At 70.4% G+C, this 14,198-nt stretch carries 11 protein-coding genes; 5 read left to right on the top strand and 6 right to left on the bottom strand.

Annotated elements, in window-relative coordinates; translation table 11 throughout:
* Positions 1–8: 8 nt before the first annotated feature.
* The 5 genes from AVR91_RS39390 (at position 9) to AVR91_RS39370 (ending at position 7,816) form a co-directional block, all read left to right on the top strand.
* On the top strand, positions 9–323 hold the full coding sequence (locus AVR91_RS39390) for a type VII secretion target (protein ID WP_063277624.1): 315 nt from the start codon (positions 9–11) through the stop codon (positions 321–323).
* The gene (locus tag AVR91_RS39385; protein ID WP_063277625.1) at positions 323–4,978 is read left to right on the top strand and encodes a DNA/RNA non-specific endonuclease; all 4,656 of its coding nucleotides are present in this window, start codon (positions 323–325) and stop codon (positions 4,976–4,978) included. The genes AVR91_RS39390 and AVR91_RS39385 overlap by 1 nt, the downstream gene beginning before the upstream one ends.
* A 36-nt stretch (positions 4,979–5,014) precedes the next feature.
* Positions 5,015–6,565, top strand: a complete 1,551-nt coding sequence (locus AVR91_RS39380) for a TNT domain-containing protein (protein ID WP_083737924.1) — start codon at positions 5,015–5,017, stop codon at positions 6,563–6,565.
* Between the two features lie 11 nt (positions 6,566–6,576).
* Positions 6,577–7,428 carry a hypothetical protein gene (locus AVR91_RS39375; RefSeq protein WP_063277626.1) on the top strand — a complete coding sequence of 284 codons (852 nt, stop codon included), beginning with the start codon at positions 6,577–6,579 and terminating at the stop codon, positions 7,426–7,428.
* A gap of 109 nt (positions 7,429–7,537) precedes the next feature.
* Complete coding sequence (locus tag AVR91_RS39370; protein ID WP_016337207.1) at positions 7,538–7,816, top strand: hypothetical protein; 279 nt, start codon at positions 7,538–7,540, stop codon at positions 7,814–7,816.
* 131 nt (positions 7,817–7,947) lie between these two features.
* On the opposite strand, the gene AVR91_RS39365 is transcribed toward AVR91_RS39370, so the two are convergent.
* The 6 genes from AVR91_RS39365 to AVR91_RS39340 form a co-directional block, all read right to left on the bottom strand.
* Positions 7,948–9,105 (bottom strand): cystathionine gamma-synthase, encoded by a 1,158-nt coding sequence (locus tag AVR91_RS39365; RefSeq protein WP_063277627.1) that lies wholly within the window; start codon positions 9,103–9,105, stop codon positions 7,948–7,950.
* A gap of 51 nt (positions 9,106–9,156) precedes the next feature.
* Positions 9,157–9,750 (bottom strand): hypothetical protein, encoded by a 594-nt coding sequence (locus tag AVR91_RS39360; RefSeq protein WP_063277628.1) that lies wholly within the window; start codon positions 9,748–9,750, stop codon positions 9,157–9,159.
* Between the two features lie 34 nt (positions 9,751–9,784).
* Positions 9,785–10,255 carry a hypothetical protein gene (locus AVR91_RS39355; protein ID WP_063277629.1) on the bottom strand — a complete coding sequence of 157 codons (471 nt, stop codon included), beginning with the start codon at positions 10,253–10,255 and terminating at the stop codon, positions 9,785–9,787.
* Positions 10,256–10,291: 36 nt separating this feature from the next.
* A complete protein-coding gene (locus AVR91_RS39350) occupies positions 10,292–10,852 on the bottom strand; it encodes a hypothetical protein (RefSeq protein WP_063277630.1) in 561 nt (186 codons plus the stop codon).
* Positions 10,853–11,005: 153 nt separating this feature from the next.
* Positions 11,006–12,418 carry a hypothetical protein gene (locus AVR91_RS39345; RefSeq protein ID WP_063277631.1) on the bottom strand — a complete coding sequence of 471 codons (1,413 nt, stop codon included), beginning with the start codon at positions 12,416–12,418 and terminating at the stop codon, positions 11,006–11,008.
* Between the two features lie 233 nt (positions 12,419–12,651).
* On the bottom strand, positions 12,652–14,022 hold the full coding sequence (locus AVR91_RS39340) for a cystathionine beta-synthase (RefSeq protein WP_063277632.1): 1,371 nt from the start codon (positions 14,020–14,022) through the stop codon (positions 12,652–12,654).
* Positions 14,023–14,198 lie beyond the last annotated feature (176 nt).

Here is a 14,198-nt window from a genome sequence, read left to right as displayed (position 1 = left end):
GAGAAACCATGGCAGGCAAGGGTTTTGAGCTCGGCGCCGACCTCGACGCGCACGCCAAGCAGATCGACGGCATCGCCGACGGCCTGCGCACGGCGGTCGACGCCGCGCAGCAGGTGAGCATGCCGACCGACGCGTACGGCATCATCTGCCAGCCGTTCCGGATGATGCTCGACCCGGTCGAGGAGTTCGGCATCAACGCGCTGAACAAGGCCGTCGAGGCCGCGACGGCGGTGGCGAACAACGTGCGGTCCGCGTCCAACGCCTACCAGACGCAGGACGAGAACTTCGCCGCCGAGTTCAAGAACGCGCAGGTGCCTGACTGATGCCTGAGGGAAACCCACTCGTCGCGAAGGCACCGACGGATGGCGACGGCCCCGGTCCGCTGACGGCCGGGAACAGCGAATACGGCTACGCGGCGGGCATCGGTGTCGCCGAGTCGGCCATGGACGCCTTCAACGGCATCTCGAACGGCGACTGGATCGGCGGCGGGCTCGGTGTGCTGAGCCTCGCGGGCGAGCTCGCCAGCGCCGCGATCGACCCGTTCGGCTATCTGATGTCGTCGGTGGCTTCGTTCCTGATGGAACACATGCAGCCGCTGAAGGACATGCTGGACGCCGTCGCCGGCGATCCGCCGGTCATCCAGTCGTATTCCGAAACCTGGGGCAACGTAGCCAAGAAGCTGGAAGACACCCAGGTCGAATTCTCCAACGCGGTCAAGAACGGCACGACCGGCTGGACGGGCGAGGCGGCCGACCAGTACCGCAAGCAGGCCGCGGAACAGGCGGAGGCGATCAGCGGCGCCGCGACGGTCGCGGGCGCGATCAGCACCGTCGTGATGATCTTCGGCGAGATCGTCGCGTTCGTCCGTGAGTTCATCCGCCAGCTGATCGCGGACGCGGTCGGCAAGCTCATCGCGTGGGTCATGGAGACGGTGTTCTCCCTCGGCTTCGGCACGCCCGTGGTGGTCGCGCAGGCCGTCACCGCGATCGCCAAGTGGGCCGCGAAGATCGCCGACAAGCTCAAGGAACTGTGCGACGCGATGCGGCGGGTCTCCCCGCTGCTCGGCAAGCTGGCCGACGTCTTCGAGAAGATCATCAAGATCTTCGGCAAGATCGCGGGCAAGGTCACCGGCCTGGACGTGATCAACACCAAGAACATCAAGACCGGCGGGTTCATCCAGCGCGGCGGCAGCGGCGGCGGATCCGGTGGGTCCGGCGGCGGTTCCGGTTCCGGGGACGGTCCGGACGGCGACGGTTCGGGCAGCGGCAGCGGCTCTGGCGACGGCTCGAACGGCGATGGCTCCGGCAGCGGCTCGGGTGACTCCGGCAGCGGCTCGGGCGATGGCTCCAACGGTTCGACCGGCTCCGACGGCGATTCGGGTGGCTCCGGTGATTCCGGCGGCCCGTCGAGCACCGCCCGCGGCGACGGCGGCGGCTCATCGTCCACAAGGGACACAGGCGGCTCGTCGCCCCGTTCCGACGGCGGCTCTCCCGACCGCACCGGCGACGGATCGTCCACTTCGGACAGTGGCCCCGGGGGCGACGGCTCCCCCGGCACCGCCCGGTCCGACAGCGGTTCCCCCGGCGATGCCGGCACGCCGAACCGCGCGTCCGACGGCGGCTCGCCGAGCCCGAACCGCGCGGACACCGGCGGTTCGCCCAGCCACACGCCCGACGGCGGCTCACCCGCGCCGCACACACGGGCGGACACCGGCGGCTCTCCGAGTCACACACCGGACAGCGGCTCCTCCGCCCCGCACACCCGCGCCGACGGCGGTTCCCCTGCTCCGAACACTCGGGCGGACACTGGCGGATCCCCCAGCCACACACCAGACGCCGGATCGCCCGCTCCGCACACCCGTACCGACACCGGCGGATCCCCCAGCCACACACCAGACGCCGGGTCGCCCGCCCCGCACACTCGGGCGGACAGCGGCTCTCCGAGTCACACACCCGACGCCGGCTCCCCCGCCCCGCACACCCGTACCGACAGCGGCTCCCCGAGCCACACCGGCGACGGCGGCGGCTCACCCCGGACGCACGGCGGTGACGGCGGCGGTTCCCCCACCCCTCGTACCGACTCGTCGCCCGGCCACCACGGCGGCACCGACGGCGGCAGCCCCACCAGGCCGACCGACAGCGGCACGACGACCAGCGGTACCGCGCCCACGGCGCCGCGTCTCGGCGACGCCGGCCCGTCTCACATGCCTTCGCAGCGCGGCGGTTCCAGCGGCGACGGTTCGCCCGGTGTCCCGCCGCAGGGCCAGCCGATGGCCGGCGGCATGCCGCCTCAAGGCGCTCCGGGCGGCACTCCGGGCGGCACTCCGGGTTCGCCCGGCGGCAGGCCGCAGGGTGGCGGCTGGACGGGCACGCCCGGTTCACCGCGCACCCCGGACACGAACGCCCCGCGCACCCCGGACACCCACACCGGCCCCAGCCGCGGTCCCGGCCAGACCGGCCCCGGCGGACGGCCGAACCAGCCGCAGCCGGTCGCCCGTGGCAACGACTTCGGCCCCGGAGCCCAGCCGCACACCGGAACCCCCGGCTCCCACGGCCCCGGCAACCGGCCCGGCGGCACCGGCTCCGGCCACACCGGTCCGGGCGGCCGTGGTCCAGGAGGTCACTCCGGGCCGCCGCACTCGCCGGACGGTCACGGTCCCGACGGGCACGGCCCGCGCCAAGACCCCGACGGTTCACCGCACGACCGCGGCCCCGACGGCGAGCCGGATCGTCCGCTCACGCCGGACGAGGTCAACCAGCGGCATTCCGAGAGCACCCCGGCGGGCAGCTCGTACCACCGCGGCGACTCGGACATGGGCGACCTGCCGCACCGGGTCCAGCCGGATCCGGACGGCCGCTACACCGTCGACGTGCACGTCACACCGGACGGCCACGCCCGCATCGGCAACCGCACCTACACCCCGGAAGAGTTCGCGGACATCCTGCGCCGCAACGGGGATTACGACGGCCGCCCGATCCGGCTGATCGGCTGCGACGCGGGCTCGAACGACTTCGCGCGCCGTCTGTCTCGGGAGCTCGACACCGAAGTGATGGCGCCGAGCAAGCCGGCCTGGACCGACTCGAACGGCCGTGTCTTCTCCTCCGACTACGAGATCGGCCCCGACGGCCGCCCCCGGCCCAAGATCCCGCCGAACGGCGAATGGGACGTCCACAGCCCCGACGGCACCGCCCGCCGGGCGAGCGACGACGGCTTCACCCCGGACACGTCGCACGCGGACAAACAGGACGTGGACGCCGACAGCTCCCGCAGCCGCGGCGACGGCGACGACACCTCGTCCCGCCGCGACCAGCCGCCGCCGGGCGCGGACCCCGACACGACACCCCCGCGTCAAGACCCTCCGCCCGGCGCGGACCCCGACACCGGCATCCCCAGGGACCGGAACCCGCATTCGGTGCGGCAGGAAGCCGAACTGCTCGACGACACCCGTCAGCAGAACATCCATCGGAACCCCCAGCACCAGACCGACTTCGACCCGCCGACCCCACCGAACGTCACCCCATCGCGGATCGGCGGGCCGGACCCCGACACCGACATCCGGCCGCCTGCCCGTGGCGAACGGTTCCCCGGCGAGCAGCAACTGGGGCGCAACCGGGCGTACGAGGTCTACGACGACGCCGGAAACCGGCGCGGCGTGTACCACACGGACGGCACCGGCCGGGTCACCCACATCGACACCCACCACCCGAACGAACAGCCGCGTGTCAAGAAAGAGGACGCGAACGGCAACGTCGTCTACGAACCGAACCCGAAGTACAACCCGAACCCCGACGTCGCGAACCCTCACCCGGACACGACGTACCGGGTGGAGATCGAGGGCAGGCACCAGACGTTCTCGACGGACGCGGACGGGGTCCCGCATCCGTCGGTGACGTTCCACCGGCCGGACTTCGTGGGCGATCCGGTCACGGTCGGGTCCGGTCACCCCCACGCGCCGGACCCCAAGGCGTCTTTCGCGAGCGGCGGCCCGTACGCACCGCACACGCGGTACGAGGTCACGGATTCGGCGGGCGTGCATCGCGGCACCTTCTACACCGACGCCCAGGGACACGTCCGGTGGGCGGACGTCGAGTCCGGCCGGATGATGCGCACCAACCCGGACATCGACGCGAATCGGAAGCACGGCATCGGCGAAGGCGACCCCATCGTCCGCCAGCGCCTCGACCCGAAGGCCGAAGTACCGCACGGTGCGAAGAACCCGGAGCGTTTCCGCGGCAACGAGCAGGTGGACGTCACCCTCCGCCGCGGCGATTCGTTCCTCGATTCCCTGCCCAAGGACGCGGACGGAAAGCCGCAGCTCGAACCGAACAAGAAGTACGTCGTCAGCAGCGAGTACCGGAATCCCGGTCGCGAGATGCACACCCGGTCCATCTACTGGACCGATGAGCACGGCAACGTCGTCGTCGAGACCTATCGGCCGTCGAGTCCCGATCTCAACAATCCCGCGCCGAACGTGGTCTACAACGTCGACGGCGGCAAGTTCGTCTACCACACCGGCCCGGAATTCGACGGCGGCAAGGTGGACACGGTGCGCGGCCGTGCCAACGACCTGGAACTGCAGGAACCTGACGCGGCGCCGAACCGGGACCCGTCGGCGCAGGACACGTCGAACAAGCAGGCAGTGGGGACGCCGGGCAAGTACGACGGCGGCCACCTGTTCGGCAAGCAGTTCGACAGTCCCGGTGAGCTGCTGAACATGATGGCCCAGTGGCGGCCACAGAATCAGGGCCGGAAGATCGCGGGGCCGGACCACTGGCACGCCTTCGAAAGCGACCTCGCCAGCTTCCTCGAGAAGGGCGGCGGGAAGCGGAAGATCGAAGGTATGGAAGTCTTCCCGATGCGGGACGGCAGCCAGGTGCCGCACACGATCCAAGTACGCTGGATCGAGGTCGACGAGCTCGGCAACCGCAACGTCCACATGCGCAGCTTCCCCAACAATCCCCCGGCGAGTACGACGTGATGACCGCGGTGGCACCAGAAGAAAGGAACCTCTCCGATGCCCCGTGACGCGGAAGAGCTCCAGCAGCTGAAGTACGACATGGTTTACGCGCTGTCGGACGCCGCGCCCGAGGGTTGGCGCCGGATCGACCTGGTCTGCCGCGCCAACGTCGACGTGCACGACTTCACCATCGCCGTGCTGATGGGCGACGGTGGCTACGCGACCATCGAGGTACCGCAGGAGGCCGTGCGGATCGCGCTCCGGATGCGGGAGCTGTACTACGAGGACGGCGAGGGAACCTGGTTCTCCATGCGGTTCATCGTCGATCCGCCGACCCGGTTCCGGATCATCCACAACCTCGAATGGGATCCGCGGTGGCAGCCGTCGATCGATCCCCTCGGCTGGGCGCGGGACCTGGAGGCGTTCCCGCGGGACGCCGAGTACATCCCGGCGTGGCTGCGCGAGAAGCTCGCCGAGGTGGGGCAGCCGGTGGCCGCACCGGCGGAGGAAGAACGCGGCGAGCCGCTCGACTCCGCCGAACAGAACCGGCTCTGGGTCCGAATCGCGAACGTCGTCGCGCTGAACGTCCCGACCGACTGGGCGCAGGTCATGCTGACCTATCGCGTGATCGGCGGCTACACCGAGCTGGTGGTGATGGTCCGCCGGGACAGCGACGGCGGTCTTCAGCTGTGGGATCCGCCCGAGCAGATTCCCTTGCTCCTGGCCGAACTCAGGAGCGGGATGTACCGGCCCGGCCGGGGGACCTGGTTCCAGGCCGTCGCCCACGTCCCGTACGACCTGAGCGCGGAATACGAGTACACCTGGGACGACGAACCCGCTTGGGACGGCGAGCCGCCCGCCGCGGAATTCGCCGCCGAACTGACCGCCTTCCCCCGCGATCCGGCACGGATCCCCGACTGGCTGAACGAACGGCTCGCCGCCGGGCGGCCGGCCGGTGGAGACGAGGACCCCGAAGCCGTCGCCAAGGAAGCCCTCGACGTGGCCGCCGAATTGGAGCTGGATCCGGCCCGGTACCGCGTGGGCGAGGTGGCCGACGGCGCTTGGTGTCTCGTGTCCGAAGAGGGTGGCTGGGCGGTTTTCCAGGCACAGGGCGAGAACCGGCTCGAAGAGGTCGTCTTCGACACGGCACGGAAGGCGCTCCGGTACTTCGTCGGGCACCTCTACCTGAACCAGGCCGAGTTCCGCGGCGAACTGCCCCCGGACGCCAAGCGACCGACCGAGGACTGGCCGATCCAGCCCGTCGGCGGTGACGTCGGGCTTCAGTTGTACGGCGGGAAACGGGTAGCGACCCTGCCGCCGGGCACCGAGATGGACCGCTACGGCGCTCCGTCCGGCAACACGCTCTACGCGGCACGCACCGAGTTCACCCATCGGTCGCAGCCCGCCGAGGAGCAGCGGTTCGAGTACCACGTGTACCGGACGCTCCGTCCCGTGCGCGCGATCGTCGGATCGCCGATCCCCTGGTACGACCAGGCCGGCGGCGGTACCGCGTACGTTCTCGAACGCTCGATCGCGGAATTGCTCGCCGACGGCTCCCTCGTGGAGATCCCGCAGGCGACGACGCAGCCCCCGCCGCCGCGGACCTGAGGGGAGCATCGATGACCACGCCACCCGGACCGCTGAGCCCGGAACAGCAACAGCAGATCGTCGCCCAGATCGGCAACGGTCTCGCGTCGATGGCCCCGCCCGGCTGGCGACGGCTGCGGACCGAGCACCGGGCCGTCGGGAGGCATCTCGAGACCGACGTACTCATCACCGGACCGGACGGAACGACGCAGCCGATCGCGGCACCGCCGGAACTGGTCCAGCTCCTCGGCACGCTGCGGGCCGGGATGTACCAGCCCGGCCAGGGCACCTGGCTGGCCGCGACGCTGACCTTCGACGCCGCGCAAGGCACCTCCGTCGATTTCATGCTCGACCAGGAGCCCGCCTGGCGTCGCACTCCGCCGCCGATCGGCTTCCAGGACGAACTCCGGTTCTTCCCGCGGAGCGACCAGCACATCCCGCCGTGGCTGCGGCAGCGGGCAGGCCTGGCACCGGCGCCCGTCGCCACCCCGCCGGCGGACGCACCGGAAGCCTTGCGCGTCCCCCGGGTCCACGACGGTCTCGACGAGTCAGGCCGCCCGGTGGTGAACCGTGAGCCGCTGTCCCCGGCCGAGCGGGAGCGGGTGCTGCAGTACCTCGACGGCGCGCCGGTCGTGCTGGCGTCGCGGTCCTACGACGCCGACGCCTTCGACCCCGACAGGGAGCCGTTGGTGCCGCTGAACTTCCGCACGGACGGCCGGTGGTACTGGCCGGGCGCGGTCGCCTACTACCTGCGCGAGCACGGCGTCGCTCCCGATCCCGAACTCCTCGGTCACATCCGGGCGCTGCGGTTCACCCTGCCCGAGGTCGGCGAGCCCGAACGCGAACTCGCGGTCGCCGCGATCACCGGCCGGCCGTCCACTTAGGACCTCTTGATTTCGCGGCCGCATGATGCCACCTGACGGATACGTCACGTGACAAGTTCGCGGTCCGGGTACTCTTGACGGCGTCGGCGAAGGCGACCAGGGAGCGCACATGGCACGGGGGAACATCGGCAGGGTCCGGGCGACCCGCTCCGCCGGGATGCTCCCGGTCGTGCTGGCACTCACCTCGGCCGCGCTGCTGACCGGCGCCGCCGTCTACACGGTCGACCGCGCCGGTTGCGTGGACCCGGGCCAGTACATCCGGCACGACAACCACATCGAGCTCGTCGGCGGCTGCGTCGACGGCTCGGAGCTGCCTGCCGCGCCGCAGGGGACTTCGCACGAGGCGGACGCGAAGAGCGGCGTCACGCCCAGCAACTTCCGCCCTTGACCGGGCGATTCCTCCCACCACACCGCGCTGACCAGCGCGAAAGGAGCAAGGGACCTTTGCTGTCATTTGCTTAGCATGGCTACGCGAACGACAGCAAAGGTCCCTTGCTCACTCTCCGGGCTCGGCGGCGGTCAGCCCAGAGCCTGGGACAGATCGGCGACCAGGTCGCTGCCGTCCTCGATGCCGACGGACAGGCGCAGCAGGTTGTCCGGCACCTCCAGGGTCGACCCGGCGGTGCTCGCGTGGGTCATCCGGCCCGGGTGCTCGATGAGCGACTCGATCCCGCCCAGCGACTCGGCGAGGATGAACAGCTTCGTCTTCGACGCGGCTTCGAGAGCGGCCTGCTCGCCGTCGACGTGGGTGAACGAGATCATCCCGCCGAAGCGCCGCATCTGCTTCGAGGCGACCTCGTGGCCGGGGTGCTCCGGCAGGCCCGGGTAGTAGACACGCTCGACCTTCGGGTGCTTCAGCAGCATCCGGGCGATCAGTTCGGCGTTGTCGCTGTGCCGCTCCATCCGCAGGGCGAGTGTCTTGATCCCGCGCAGGGTCAGCCACGCGTCGAACGGGCCGGGCACCGCGCCCGCCGCGTTGCGCAGGTAGAACAGCTGCTCGCGCAGTTCGTCCTCGTTCGTCAGGATCGCGCCGCCGACGACGTCGGAGTGCCCGCCGAGGTACTTGGTCGTCGAGTGCAGGACGACGTCGGCACCCAGCGAAAGCGGATTCTGCAGGTACGGGGTGGCGAAGGTGTTGTCGACGACCAGGCGGGCACCGGCGCCGTGCGCGACCTCGGCCAGCGCGGCGATGTCGGCGATCCCGAGCATCGGGTTCGTCGGCGACTCGCACCAGATCAGCTTCGTCTCCGGCCGGATCGCCGCCCGGACCTCGGCGATGTTCCCCAGGTCGGCGACCGTGTGCTCGACACCCCACAGGCTGAGCACCTTGTCGATCAGCCGGAACGTGCCGCCGTACGCGTCGTTGCCGAGCACGAGGTGGTCTCCCGGCCGCAGGGTCGCCCGCAGCAGGACGTCACTCGCCGCCATCCCCGACGCGTACGCCAGACCGTGCCGCGCGCCTTCGAGCGCCGCCAGCGCGACCTCCAGCGCGGTGCGTGTGGGGTTCGCGGTGCGGGAGTACTCGTAGTCGCCTTCGCGCGTGCCGCCGACGCCGTCCTGCGCGTAGGTCGAGGTCTGGTAGATCGGCACGATGACCGCGCCGGTCCGGGGATCAGGGGTCTGCCCGGCGTGGATCGCGCGCGTCTCGAAGCCCAGCAGAGAGTAATCGTCGGCCATACCACCAAGGGTACGGCCACCCACTCGAGATCCCATCGTCTGGGATTGAACTCACCACTGCGCGGGTGGCTGTCCCTGCTGCTGGGCACCGGGAACCTGCGGATACCCCGGCTGCTGCGGGTATCCGAAGTTCGGCGGCTGCGCGGCCGCGTTCTTGACCGCCAGCCAGCGCCCCGTCGGCGGGATCAGCGCCAGGACGAGGGTCACGATCGCCGGGATCAGGACCACGAAGAGGAGCCAGCCGAAGCCGAAGTGCAGCATCACCCCGCCGTACGAGAAATAGAAGCTCGAGCCGATCGCCCGGAACAGGAAGGTCAGCGCCACGAAACCGATCGCGCCCGCGGCTCCGATCACGGTGAGCAGCCGTCCGGCGCGTTTGCGCACGAGCGACAGGATCCCGCCGCCCAGGAGCAGAGCCGCGCTGACGAGGTCCAGCACCGCCCCGATCACGAGGAACGAAATGACGTAGTGGGAGAGCTCGATGACGTGGGACACGACCCCGGCGAGGAACCAGAGCCCGCCGAGGATCGCGAAGATCCCGGCCATGATCGCGGTCGCACCGCTCGGCTGCCGCGCCATTCCCGGCGGCGGGTAGGCACCGGGTGCCGGGTAGCCGCCCTGCGGCGGGTATTGCTGGTAGGTCATCTCTCCCCTTGCCGAATCCTTGTTCCATCCCCGGCTACCAGCCGGGAAGCCGATCCTGTTCCGACGGTTCTTCGTCGTCCCGCCGCCGTCCCTCCAGCCAGTCCGAGGTCGGCCTGATCACCGCCAGCACCAGCGCGGCGAAGGTCATCACGAACAGGGCGAACGCGACCACCTCACCCGTCACCGGCGTCTCCCCGTCGACTTCCGCGAAGAAATAGGCGCGGACCGCGCCGTTCGCGAGCAACGTCGCCACCAGCGCGAGCGCCGTCCCGGCGACGACGAGGGTGCGGCCGAGTGTCCGGCGCAGCAGCAACAGGACACCGCCCACGATCAGGGTCGCCGTCAGTGCCCCGTTCCACGCCATTCCGACGAAGTACTGGGGAGCCGGCCCGAGAAAGGCGAGTTGCCCGACGAAGGTGCCCGCCTCGGACAGGTACCGCATGCCGCACAGGAAGGCGAGGACGGCCGCGCCGATCGCGGTCCCCGAAGACTGGTTCTGACTCATCGAACTCCCCCAAGCCGAGCCGGACGGCTCAGGATCTCACCATCCGCCTTGCCGGGGAAACTGATTCTGCGGCCGATACGGCTGCACCGGGGCGGGCCGCCAGCGCAGGTACCTGAACGTCGGCGGGAGCACCGCCAGCAGCAGCCCCAGCAGGCCGAACACGACCATGACCAGCCGGAGGACGCCGTCGAAGGTCGCGAACCGGAGCAGGATGTCGAGATGGATCCGGTACGGCACGCGGAAGGCGATCGGCTCCAGCACGACCGCCAGGATGGCGAGCAGCGAGCCGAGGATCAGCAGGATGGCGCCGATCAGCGAGCGGAAGAACGTCGTCAACGCGCCCATCAGCAGGAACAGCGCGGCGACCAGGTAGAGCACCAGCTCGACGAGCGCGAAGCCGGGCAGGTTCGAGAGGCTGAACCCCGACGGGAGCTCGATGAAGTAGCGGATCGGGATGTAACCGGACGCGAGGGCCCCGACGAGACCGAGCACCGCGGCGATGATCGCCGTCGCCCCGGACGGCCTCGCCTGCGGTGCGGGATACCCGAAACCTGGCGGTCCGGGTTGCTGGGCGGGATATCCGTACGGACCGGTCACGTCGCTCCCGTCGGGCCAGGTGTGCGGTTAACGGCGCTCACCCTAGTCCGCGGGCAGTGGCCGTGGCAGGCGAATCGGCATACCCCGGCGAAAACGGAACACCCCCGGCCACGGCCGGGGGTGTTTCGAACGAAACCGTTCAGTGGCGGTGAATCACCACTGCTGCGGGGGCTGACCGGGCTGCTGGCCCGGCTGGCCGAAACCGCCGCTGGGCGGACCCTGCTGCCCGGGCTGCTGCCCGAAACCGCCGGGCTGCTGCGGAGCATGGCCGAAACCACCCTGCGGCGGCTGGCCCGGCTGCGCGAACCCGCCGCTGGGCGGACCCTGCTGGCCCGGCTGCTGCCCGAAACCGCCGGGCTGACCCGGCTGCGGGAAACCACCCGAAGACGGACCGGGCTGTCCGGGCTGACCGAAGCCACCGGGCTGCCCCGGCTGGCCGAACTGTCCGGGCTGACCCGGCTGGCCGAAGCCACCCTGCGGCGGGCCGCCGAAACCACCGGGCTGACCGCTCTGCGGGGCACCCAGCACCGAACCGCCGCCACCGAGGCCGACGAACTGCGCGGTCGCCGGGATCAGGCCCAGCACACCGACGATCAGGATCACGATGCCGAGGAGCAGGTGCAGCAGGCCACCGCCGATACCGGCGCTGTCCCTGGCGGACGGCGGCAGCTTGTCCAGGAAGTCCGACGACGGGGACGAACCGCTGAGCAAGAGGACGCCGAACAGCACCAGCAGCGCGCCACCGGCGGCGACGACGATCGGCGCGATCTTCTTCACCGTGCCGGGGAGCTTGCCCGCGAGGGCGAGCCCGACACCACCGGCGAGCGAAGCGAGCGAGCCGACCAGGAGCATGATCACGTAGAACCAGATCGCGCCCGGGCCGACCAGTCCCGCCTCGTCGAGGAACTTGTCGACCTGCTCCTGGTTCGGAGCAGTGTCGAAGACCTTCGAGTAGTCGCTGGCGTCACCGAAGTAGACGAACGAGACGATCAAGGCGACCAGGCCGAGCAACGCCACGACGCCGCCGGCGATGAGCCCGAACATCTGGTTGCCACCGCCCCCGCCTGCTGCCGCGGGGCTGTAGCCCGGCGGCGGCCCGCCGAAACCGGGCTGCTGGCCGAAGCCGCCCTGCGGCGGCCCGCCGAAGCCCTGCTGCGGCTGGCCGAGACCGGGCTGCTGCTGGCCCTGCGCCGGATCGAACCCGCCCTGCTGAGGCTGGCCGAAGCCCTGCTGCTGGCCGAAGCCGCCACCCTGGGCGCCGTAGGCACCGGCGGCCGGGTTGTCGGCCGCGCTCGGCGGCGGGGCGTACGGGATGGCGGGCGGCTGCGAACCCGGCGGCACGAGCTGGGTGGACTCGGCGGTGGGGCTTTCCCCGCCGCCGCTCACCGGCTGCACGACCTGGGTCGCGTTCGCGTCACCGGAACCCGGCTGGACCGGCTGCACGACCTGCGTGGGCTCCGGCGTGTCGCCGAACCCGCCGCCCTGGGGCTGCTGCTCTTGGGGAGGCTGCTGCCCGTACTGCGGCTGCCCGTAATCGGGCTGGGCCGGCTGACCGGGCTGCACCACCTGCGTCGGTTCCGGGGAACCGAACGGGTTGTCTTGCTGCGGCTGAGGGCCACTCGGGGGTCCTTGCGGTGGCTGGGCGCCACCCCAAGGCTGATTCGGTGGCTGCGGAGCACTCATTTGGGTCTTGAACCCCCTTGACGAGGACATAAAAGTTCAACTCACCCGACACGCTATCGGATAGCCGGGTGGGCCGCTCGTAACGCCCCGGCCCGACCATCCGATGAAATGCTTCTTTACCGTCCCGCGAGAAACGCGAGCAGGTCGTGCCGGGTGACGACACCCGCCGGTTTGCCGTCGACCAGCACCAGCGCGCCGTCGGCACCCGAGAGCGCGTTCATCGCCGCGCCGACCTGTTCACCGGCGCCGATGGTCGGCAGCGGGGGCGACATGTGCTGCTCGAGCCGGTCGGCGAGCTGGGCTTTGCCGGTGAAGAGCGCTTCGAGGAGGTCGCGCTCGTTGACCGCGCCCACGACCTCGGCCGCCATGACCGGCGGCTCCGCGCTGACCACGGGCATCTGGCTGACGCCGAACTCCGAAAGGATCGCCACCGCTTCGGCGACGGTCTCGTTCGGGTGACTGTGCACGAGGCTGGGCAGCGAGCCGCTCTTCTTCATCAGGACGTCGCCGACGGTCGCGCCGCTGGAGTCCGGCGGCAGGAAGCCGTAGGACGACATCCAGCTGTCGTTGAACACCTTGGTGAGGTAGCCGCGGCCGCCGTCGGGCAGGAGCACGACGACGACGTCGTCCGGGCCGAGGCCCTCGGCGAGCTTGAGCGCGGCGGCGACGGCCATCCCGCACGAACCACCGACGAGCAGCCCCTCTTCGAGGGCGAGGCGGCGGGTGATGTCGAAGGAGTCCGCGTCCGACACCGCGATGATCCGGTCGGCGATGTCGCGGTCGTAGGTGTCCGGCCAGAAGTCCTCGCCGACGCCCTCGACCAGATACGGCCGACCGGTCCCGCCGGAGTACACCGAGCCTTCGGGGTCGGCTCCGATGACCTGGACGCGTCCGTCGCTGACCTCCTTGAGGTACTTGCCGGTGCCCGAGATCGTGCCGCCGGTGCCGACGCCCGCGACGAAGTGCGTGATCTTGCCCTCGGTCTGGCTCCAGAGCTCCGGGCCGGTCGAGTGGTAGTGGCTGGCGGGGTTCTCGGGGTTGGCGTACTGGTTCGGCTTCCAGGCGCCCTCGATCTCACGCACGAGGCGGTCGGAGACGTTGTAGTAGGAGTCCGGGTGCTCCGGCGCCACCGCGGTCGGGCAGACCACGACGCGGGCACCGTAGGCCTTGAGCACGTTGCGCTTGTCCTCGCTGACCTTGTCCGGGCAGACGAACACGCACTTGTACCCCTTGCGCTGCGCCACCATGGCCAGCCCGACGCCGGTGTTGCCGGACGTCGGCTCGACGATGGTGCCGCCGGGCTTCAGTTCGCCGGAACGCTCCGCGGCCTCGATCATCCGCAGCGCGATGCGGTCCTTGACGCTGCCGCCGGGGTTGACGTACTCGACCTTGGCCAGGATGAGCGGTTGCAGCCCCTCGGCCAGTGCGTTCAGCTTGACCAGAGGGGTGTTGCCCACGAGGTCCACGATGTGCTCGACGTAATCCACTCCCACAGCCTAAACGCCGCAGGTCGTGATGTGTCCACTCAACCAGGCGGTGTGAAAACCGCACTTTCGGAGAGTGGCGTGGGTCGCGTTCGCCTTTGACCCGCACCTCCCTCCGGTGGAGGATGCGGGGTGAGCAACCGCTTAGCGCGTCTGGATCGAGAACAAGGGAGTGTCGT

Source organism: Amycolatopsis keratiniphila subsp. keratiniphila (genome assembly GCF_001620365.2).
Taxonomy (GTDB): Bacteria; Actinomycetota; Actinomycetes; order Mycobacteriales; family Pseudonocardiaceae; genus Amycolatopsis; species Amycolatopsis keratiniphila.
Note: the sequence above shows the minus strand (reverse complement) of the source record. Positions and strands in the feature narration are given on the sequence as shown.

Bases quoted from the DNA above. Each gene is read 5' to 3' on its own strand.
- AVR91_RS39365 (WP_063277627.1), bottom strand. From the start codon at position 9,105: ATGGCCGACGATTACTCTCTGCTGGGCTTCGAGACGCGCGCGATCCAC.
- AVR91_RS39355 (WP_063277629.1), bottom strand. From the start codon at position 10,255: ATGAGTCAGAACCAGTCTTCGGGGACCGCGATCGGCGCGGCCGTCCTC.
- AVR91_RS39385 (WP_063277625.1), top strand. From the start codon at position 323: ATGCCTGAGGGAAACCCACTCGTCGCGAAGGCACCGACGGATGGCGAC.
- AVR91_RS39375 (WP_063277626.1), top strand. From the start codon at position 6,577: ATGACCACGCCACCCGGACCGCTGAGCCCGGAACAGCAACAGCAGATC.
- AVR91_RS39370 (WP_016337207.1), top strand. From the start codon at position 7,538: ATGGCACGGGGGAACATCGGCAGGGTCCGGGCGACCCGCTCCGCCGGG.
- AVR91_RS39380 (WP_083737924.1), top strand. From the start codon at position 5,015: ATGCCCCGTGACGCGGAAGAGCTCCAGCAGCTGAAGTACGACATGGTT.
- AVR91_RS39390 (WP_063277624.1), top strand. From the start codon at position 9: ATGGCAGGCAAGGGTTTTGAGCTCGGCGCCGACCTCGACGCGCACGCC.
- AVR91_RS39360 (WP_063277628.1), bottom strand. From the start codon at position 9,750: ATGACCTACCAGCAATACCCGCCGCAGGGCGGCTACCCGGCACCCGGT.